Genomic DNA, 8,274 nt, shown 5'->3' on the forward strand with positions numbered 1-8,274 from the left:
CGCCGGGCGGTCCAACACCGCCCGATTACCCCAGTTATCCAGGCGGACACGCTCGGACTCGTCGAGGACCCCGACCCGAGAGACTTGTTCGCTGGGATCGGCCGTCATGTCGGCCAGCGTCTGCTCCAAGCGGTTGGTTAGATAGGAGACGTCGAAACTGGCAAAGGGTTGCCCAGCGCCGGCCGTCCTCAGATATAGCTGGTCACCGGAGCCCAGGAAGAACAGCCCGAAATGGCCCACGGGGCCATGGTTGGTGTAGGTCGCTGTTGCCGGGGCACCGGCAAAGTCCAGGGTCAGTCGGGAGGGAATGAAGTTGATACCGACCCGATTGGGCACCTGCCTGAGGCCGCGATGACCACCATCGCCTTCTAGGGTGTGCACCGGAAAACGCTGATGCTGCAACGCTTCTCGTATCCGGGTGTCCACCTGCACACAAAAGTCGGCCACCGTGGACTGCGGTGATGCCGTCAACACCAGCGGTACCACCCCAGCTAGCATCCCGGGAAACATCTTGGACTCCGGACTCACCCGGCGGCTGACCGGGAAATCGAGCACCACCTGCGAACCACTCCCCGACCAGCCCCGCACCAACAGCGCACATGCCGCGGTAAGCACCGAAGAGCGACGGATCCGCAACGCTTTGGTCAACGTATGAATGCGGCCAACAACAGACGGGTTCAAAGGAACCGGCGCAGAAGCCACCTCGTCGTCGCGCTCACCTACCGCATCGGGCAACCCATAAATTAGGTCACCTTCGGGCCCAAGTCGGCCGCGCCAATACGCTCGATCGTGCAGATAATCGGAGGAGGCTTCGTATTCTGACTCGCAGTCCACCAAGTCCTGCAACGAACCGAAGTAGGCCGCCGGGACGGGTTCTCCACGAACAAGGGCGGTATAAATCGTGGCCAGCCGACGGCTGACCAGCACCATGCCCAACCCATCGATGACGATGTGATGACAGCACGCGAACAAACAAAACTCATCAACCCGCGTCTGAAACAACGCAAACTTAAACAGCGGCCCGCTCCACGGCATGGGCGTGCGTTGAATCAACGACGCGATCTCACCGACAGCTTGCACCGGATCCTGCGCACCACGCAGGTCATAAAAGGCCAACTCGACATCGGGGTCATCGATCACCCGCTGCACAACCTGGCCAGCTACCTCACAAAACGCCGCCCTGCCCGGTTCGGCCTCCCACACCACCTGGCGGATCGCCTGCTGCAGATACTCCCGATCGACGCGGCCCTCGACCCGCGCCAACAAGCCCAGCTGCCACTCCGTACCGCGACGACCCGGATGCTGGGCAAGTTCTTGAGCAAGCCAAATGTCTAACTGTCCGCGCGTCAGCGGCGCTACCCGGTCGTCGCATCCCATCCGACCCCACCAACCCAAACGGTCTACCGATCAGCAGCCCGGCCCGCTACCTACCCAGCCGCTCGCGCAGACTCATAGGCCGAATATCAGCCCAATTCTCTTCGATGTAGTCCACACACGCCCCACGATCAGCCCCGCCGAACACCACCCGCCACCCCGCGGGAACATCAGCAAAAACCGGCCACAGACTATGTTGCTCCTCATCATTGACCAAGACCAAAAAACTGCCATTGTCATCATCAAACGGATTGATACTCACCCCGGTCCCCCAGACCGTCTAGTCAAGGTAATGGTCCGTCCAAACCATACGACAGCCCCACACCCCCCGTCACGAAAATCTCCACAAAACTCCCTAAGCCCCAGACCCTCAGATCCAGTACCGGGCAATCCCGCGCGCACCACCACGCAGATAGCTTCTTACCGTGCGGTTTTCGGAAACCAGCCGTGAACAATAAACCGCCACACCCCCGCATATGGCCAGCATAAGGCTCTCGGCACAACGCCGCCAGGGCATACACACCCGCTATCGGCCAGACGAACAATGATCAGCATCCCCCAAACCCAGAATTGCCACCCACCCCGCGCCGGGCCTGTTCCGCGTGCGCCCTGCCGGCATCCCCGACAGAGTCTTTAGTCCCCAATTATCCTCATGTCATGATCGCGGCGACGCCTCAAATACGTTGCGGCGCGGCTGAACCGCAAGCCCAGAGGCGACGCCCGCACTGCCCATCATGTCCCCGGCCCTGGGTCGCGGCGAAGGGCATCGACCCCAGCCGCCGGCACCGGCCCCAGAAGAAGATCGCCGGCCGGCGATTCTGTCCGGCCGCTGCGCCGCATCGCCCACCTGCATTGCCCCACAATGTCTTTGGCGGCACCAAGCGCAACTGGCGCTCCCGAAGCACCACGAGCACTGCGCGGGCAACACTTGTAGCGTTACAGCTATGTAATCCGTCCGGGGATACCTGCCTCCGGTACCGCGTTTCGGCGGAGAACAGACCCGCTCTCTTTCGACGCGCAGGTTCGCCACCAAACCCACACCGATGGCCGCAACCAGCAAGGTGACCAACTTTCAAACGTTGCTACCGAATACGTTGAAACCAGTTGGCGTCCTACCATCCCGGGCTATTATCCAGGCACCACCCGCAGTTACGCCCCCGTAGTTACGTCTATCCGTAACACTCACCACGGCGTGATCGCGGCCCACCACCACATGAGCACCTAGGGCCGCTGCGACGAAGCCCAACAGATCTCCTCGGCGATATCGCCCGGCGCGCGATGACCTGATGCCACGACCGGCAGCTTGCTGCCTCGATGAATCAGTGATTCGAAATCTGCTTTTGGGGTGCAGCGGCGGCAACGACCACGATAACCTTTTGCCGTGGTGGGGACTTCCCGTCCGGACCCGGTCCGCGAGCAAGCCAGCTTGCCGCGCAGTGGCGCAGCGCTGACGAGTATCGATTCCCTCCATGCCCCGAACGTCACGGCGCCGTCGCGGGGAATTGCGTAGGGGGATGATGGTGGAAGAACACGTACCGCGGACGAGCCCTGGTGCATCCTACGAGCTCGTATGCACAGCATGTGGCGACACCTACGTCGACGATGGGTACCGTCTACGTTGCGATAGAGAACACGAGGACGCGGTTCTTACAACGCGATATCCCAATGGACGCTTCGTACAAAATGGCCAAGCGTCGGGGTTGGCCAGATATGCCGCATGGCTTCCCATCAATTCCGGGCTTTTAGATAACGCCCAAAGCTCCATCGTATTCCGCTCGCAGGGGCTTGCCAGAGTGTTCGGTATGGAGAACCTCTGGATCGCGTTCAGTGGGTATTGGCCTGAGCGCGGCGTCCGGTTCGCAACCGGTACGTTCAAGGAACTTGAAGCAAACGTGTTGATAGCTCGGCTTCCATCGTCGACACCTCCGATGGTAATTGCCTCCGTGGGCAATACGGCCGCGGCGTTGGCTCGGATAGCTTCGCAGACCGAAAGACCATGCGTTGTGGTGGTTCCCGAGTTTGGTCTCAACAGGATCCGGTTTGCTGGAGAGATCGGCTGCAGCGTCAGAGTCGTATGCGTCGAGAAGGGTTCCTACCGGAACGCGATTGATTTCGGACAGTTCCTGTGTAGCCGATTCGGCTGGGTGTGGCCCGGGGGAGCCCTAAACGTTGCCACACGCGACGGGCTGGCGACTGTCATGTTGGCGGCCGTCGAGGAAATAGGGAGGCTTCCCGAGCACTATTTTCAGGCCGTCGGCAGTGGCGCGGGAGCAATCGCGGCCTGGGAGGCGAGTAGACGATTGCAGCCGACGGGCCAGCGGATACCACGGTTGACCCTCTGTCAAAACGCTGAGCTCGCCCCCATCGCTTTAGAATTGTCTGCACATTCCGAGAATTGGGCAATCGGAATTCATGCTAATGGTGATGGAGAGGCTCCCTACGCTGATGAGCTGACAAACCCTAAGCCACTAGTACGCATCAAGGGCGGTGTAAGGGATGCTCTTGCTGACAGCAGAGGGAAGGTTAGGACCGCGACCGCTCGGCAAGTTCAGAAAGCCAGAAACCTGTTTGCGGAAGTCGAGGGCGTAGACATCGAACCGGGACCCGCCGTGGCAGTCGCATGTCTGCGCAATGCGATTGATGATGGCTCTGTACCGCTTGATTCACTAGTCCTTCTGAATGTAACTGGTGGCGGGCGGATTGCCTTGGAGCGGGCTGGTGGAAATAGATGTCCTCTGCGTGTCGAACACATCAGCTTGGAGCAAAATCGTGAGGTCGCGGCGGATCGTATCTTTGAATCCTTTGAGCAATGATCAGAACCTGCGGATGAGCCTCGGTGAGGGGGCGTGAAAGCAGGCGCACCTTCCCGAAGATGATCTGAAAGTCCAGTAGCTCAGATGAAGACCGGCGTTGGCGCGCTGGTTGGGAAGGTACGCCCATGCTCGCTCACCGTAGTTCACGATGCCCAGGAGGCCAACAAGACGGCGCCCGGGTCACCGACAAACCTGTCGACCCCGATACCGTTGAGCGGCAGCGGTTTTCCTCTGCGATCCCGCCGGCATGGGCACGCCAATCCTCGCAAATGTCCGAGGTGTCCGCTGCTGTCCCCGCACGGCCTGTAGCGGGGACTACGGGTCCGCTTTGGAGCAGTTCCTCGGGTCAGGCTCGCGGCGCAGTGGCAAGAGAAGCGCCACGTTCGGCCGCCGCGATCTATCCGGCACCGACTACGTCTACCGGTGGGTCGACGACATTCACCTCAAGGTCGGGCTGGAGCAGACCAAGCTGTGTCTGCAAACATCGGCACAGTTCGTGGTTTGCGGGGCCGCTTACAAAAAGCTGATGTCAGCGGAAATCGGCTGACAGCAACGTCTTTCTACTGTTCGCCGGCGTCGAATGCTTTCTTAAGCTGTTGCGCGTGCGCGATCTGCTGCGCGGTGTAGCCGATGAGCAGCGCCACCGCACCAAGCAGGACGACCACTCCGCCTAGCCAGAGCAGGCCGTAGGTGTAGCCCCGGTCCAGCGCATGCAACTGCGCAGCGTTCATGTACTTAACCGGCCCGCGGGTGCCGCCCAACTGCAGGGTGCGCGAGGTGATGACGGCTTGGATGACCACCAAGACCAACGGTCCGCCAAGGCTCTGCAGCATCAGCGCGATCGCGGATGTGGGCCCGATCCTGTCGACTCCGACGCTGGCGAGCAGCGATAGCGAAAGCGGGACGTTCATCATGCCGAGACCGACAGCGCCGACGAAGATCGGCAGCACCAGATTCGGCCAGTATGGCACGCCGTGGTTGAGCGTTGAACCGTACAGCATCGCGCCCAGCATCAGGACTCCGCCGGCGAGCACCATGACCCTCGGCGGGAACCACGTCACCAGCCGCGCCGAAACGCCCACCCCGATGACCATCGCGATCACGAACGGGACGAAGCTGAATCCCGCGCGCAGAGCGCTGTAGCCCAGGATGCTCTGCACATACAGGCCGATTAGCACCGTCAGGGTCATCCCGACCCCAGTGGCAAGGAACATGGTCGCGAATGTGGCTACCCGGTTGCGGTCGAGGAACAGGCTGAACGGTATGACGGGATTCTCGGCCCTGCGCTCCACCACGACGAACGCGAGGAAAGCGGTCAGAGCCACTAGACCTGAACCCATCGTGGGGGGCGAGAACCAGCCCCTCTCCGGCCCCATCGACACGCCGACGATCGCGGCGGAAATCGTCAGCGTGGCCAGCACAGCGCCGGTGGCGTCGAGCTTCATGCGCTCCTTCTCGGTTTCCCGCAACGCCGTGCGGGCGAGGTAGATCACCAGCAGCCCAATCGGCACATTCACCAAAAACGCCAGCCGCCAGGAAACCTGGGTGATCGCCCCGCCGACCACCAGGCCCATCACCGCGCCCGCACCGCTCATGGCGCCGAGCACCGCCATCGCAGCGTTGCGTGGCGGCCCCGTCGGGAACGTGGTCGCCACCAGGGCAAAACAGGTCGGTGCGGCAATCGCAGCGGCCACGCCCTTGAGCAGCCGGGCCAGAATGATGGTGTTCTCGTCCCAGGCGATGCCGCACATGGCCGAGGCAATGGTGAACATCGCAGCCCCGATGATGAAGGTGCGTTTGCGGCCGATGGTGTCACCGAGGCGGCCGCCCAGCAGCATCAGCCCGCCAAAGGTCAGCACGTAGGCGGTGATAACGAAACTTCGCCCGGCATCCGACAGGCGCAGGTCGTTTTGGATCTTTGGGAGCGCGACGACCACGACGGTGCTGTCCATCGTCGCCAGCAACTCAATGCCGCTGAGCACGACAATTGCGGCAATGAACTGGCGCCGCGTCAGCCCAGGCAAACGAGGTTGCCTCGAAGCCGTCATGGCGGTGTGTTCAGTAGGCACATGGACCACCCGGTCTGGACCGTCTGAGCCGTCGTCGCGCACTTCCATACAGTAATTGTCGCGTCTTCGGCAGAAGGGTTGCATGGATTCGGCCCGATCGAATGGCCTTGTCATCGGTGGATCCTGATACCGTGATCGCCGCTGTGTTGGCTCTTCACCGCTACGGCCGCCCACTAACGCTGAGCTCAACGCGGGGGTCGAACTTACAGCTAATCCTCGGAGAACCAATGCGGACGATCTCGGTCACGCCCCATCAACAACTCGTTCGGGTTCGGCGGGCGCAACGTCGCCCTGGCCTTCGGCCGGTACTAGTACGCGACCGCCCGCACCGGCTCGGTATTTTCACACTCCGGGCCTAGCATCATGAGCGCTACCGAAGGAGCGCCATGAGCATCGACTTCACGCCGGACCCCCAGCTCTATCCGTTCCAGTCGCGCTGGTTCGACAGCTCGCAGGGGCGCATGCACTTCATCGACGAAGGCCCCGCCGGTTTCGAAGGCCCGCCGATCCTGCTGTGCCACGGCAACCCGACCTGGAGCTTCCTCTATCGCAACATCGTCATCGCGCTGCGCGACAGATTCCGCTGCATCGCACCGGATTACCTCGGGTTCGGGCTATCTGACCGGCCCGCGGCGTTCGGATACACCATCGAAGAGCACGCCCGGGTGGTCGGCGAGTTCGTCGACCATCTCGGCCTCGAGAACTTCCTGACGATGGGCCAGGACTGGGGTGGGCCCATCAGCATGGCGGTCGCGGTGGAGCGTGCCGAGCGGGTGCGCGGCGTCATCCTGGGTAACACATTGTTCTGGCCGACCGACGAATTCACGACCAAGATGTTCAGCCGGGTGATGTCCAGTCCGCCGCTGCAATACGCGATCCTGCACCGCAATTTCTTCGTCGAGCGTCTCATCCCCGCCGGGACCGAGCACCGCCCGAGCGATGCGGTGATGCAGCACTACCGGGCGGTGCAACCCGGCCCCGAGGCCCGCAAAGGCGTCGCCGAGATGCCCAAGCAGATCTTGGCCGCCGGCCCCCTGCTGACGCGGCTCGCCCGGGAAGTGCCGGCCAAGCTGGGCGCCAAACCCGCCTTATTCGTTTGGGGCATGAAGGACTTCGCGTTCCGGCCCGGCCCCACCCTCCCGCGCATGCGCGCGGCCTTTCCCGACCACGTCCTCGTCGAACTGCCCAATGCCAAGCACTTCATCCAGGAGGATGCACCGGATCAGATCGCCGAGGCGATCATCGAACGCTTCGGCTGACCTGCCCCGCGACTCCGAGCCACTAAGCGAACGCCTCCACCGGCGGGCACGAGCAAACGAGGTGGCGGTCGCCGTAGGCGCCGTCGATGCGCCGCACCGGCGGCCACACCTTCGGCCGGAAGTTCTTCCCGAGCGGATAGGCGGCCTCCTCCCGCGTGTACGGGTGCTGCCAGTCGGTGACCAACAGGCACTCGGCGGTGTGCGGCGCGCCCCGCAGCGGATTGTCGTCAACGGACCACTCCCCCGCACCCACCCGGTCGATCTCCCCGCGGATGGCGATCATGGCTTCGCAGAAGGCGTCGACCTCGGTCAGGCTCTCGCTTTCGGTAGGCTCCACCATCAGCGTGCCGGCCACCGGGAAGCTCATCGTCGGCGCGTGAAAACCGTAGTCGGCCAAGCGCTTTGCGATATCGTCGACGGTGACTCCGGTCGATTTGGTGATCGGCCGCAGATCCAGGATGCACTCGTGGGCGACCATGCCGTTCTCGCCGGTGTAGAGCACCGGGAAGTACTCGTCGAGCCGGCGGGCGATGTAGTTGGCCGACGCGATCGCGGTCAGCGACGCCGCGCGCAGGCCGTCGGCGCCCATCATCCTGATGTAGGCCCAGCTGATCGGCAGGATCGAGGCGGACCCGTAGGGCGCCGACGACACCGGATGACCTTCGGGCAACTCGGGGGCATGCGGGTGCCCGGGCAGGAACGGGGCCAGGTGCGAACGCCTGTCTCTTATACACATCTGACGCTGCCGACGATCGCATA

General features: G+C 62.7%; 5 protein-coding genes and 2 pseudogenes. 3 read left to right on the plus strand and 4 right to left on the minus strand.

The features are described from left to right. Together A5781_RS23670 and A5781_RS25325 are read right to left on the minus strand one after the other, a co-directional pair. Positions 1–1,377 (minus strand): condensation domain-containing protein (locus tag A5781_RS23670; RefSeq protein WP_231990837.1); only part of this gene is annotated, 1,377 nt, incomplete at its 3' end. Positions 1,378–1,423: 46 nt separating this feature from the next. Then, positions 1,424–1,636 (minus strand): MbtH family protein, encoded by a 213-nt coding sequence (locus A5781_RS25325; RefSeq protein WP_082939495.1) that lies wholly within the window; start codon positions 1,634–1,636, stop codon positions 1,424–1,426. 1,255 nt (positions 1,637–2,891) lie between these two features. Between A5781_RS25325 and A5781_RS25330 the strand changes: the two genes are divergently transcribed. Beyond that, positions 2,892–4,187 carry a cysteate synthase gene (locus A5781_RS25330; protein WP_231990847.1) on the plus strand — a complete coding sequence of 432 codons (1,296 nt, stop codon included), beginning with the start codon at positions 2,892–2,894 and terminating at the stop codon, positions 4,185–4,187. Between the two features lie 176 nt (positions 4,188–4,363). Further along, positions 4,364–4,665, plus strand: a pseudogene (locus tag A5781_RS25335) (IS256 family transposase); the annotation flags it as partial. Positions 4,666–4,747: 82 nt separating this feature from the next. Here A5781_RS25335 and A5781_RS23680 read toward each other — a convergent pair. Further along, positions 4,748–6,304, minus strand: a complete 1,557-nt coding sequence (locus A5781_RS23680; protein WP_156624988.1) for an MFS transporter — start codon at positions 6,302–6,304, stop codon at positions 4,748–4,750. A gap of 338 nt (positions 6,305–6,642) precedes the next feature. Here A5781_RS23680 and A5781_RS23685 point away from each other — a divergent pair, with 338 nt between their 5' ends. Continuing rightward, the gene (locus tag A5781_RS23685; RefSeq protein WP_067212877.1) at positions 6,643–7,515 is read left to right on the plus strand and encodes a haloalkane dehalogenase; all 873 of its coding nucleotides are present in this window, start codon (positions 6,643–6,645) and stop codon (positions 7,513–7,515) included. 22 nt (positions 7,516–7,537) lie between these two features. Here the strand turns inward: A5781_RS23685 and A5781_RS23690 are convergent. After that, a pseudogene (locus A5781_RS23690) lies at positions 7,538–8,274 on the minus strand (glycine dehydrogenase (aminomethyl-transferring)); the annotation flags it as partial.

This window comes from Mycobacterium sp. 852002-30065_SCH5024008, assembly GCF_001665645.1.
Taxonomy (GTDB): domain Bacteria; phylum Actinomycetota; class Actinomycetes; order Mycobacteriales; family Mycobacteriaceae; genus Mycobacterium; species Mycobacterium paraffinicum.

Excerpts from the sequence above, each read along its gene's own strand:
- A5781_RS25330 (WP_231990847.1), top strand. The coding sequence starts at position 2,892 with ATGGTGGAAGAACACGTACCGCGGACGAGCCCTGGTGCATCCTACGAG.
- A5781_RS23680 (WP_156624988.1), bottom strand. The coding sequence starts at position 6,304 with ATGGAAGTGCGCGACGACGGCTCAGACGGTCCAGACCGGGTGGTCCAT.
- A5781_RS23685 (WP_067212877.1), top strand. The coding sequence starts at position 6,643 with ATGAGCATCGACTTCACGCCGGACCCCCAGCTCTATCCGTTCCAGTCG.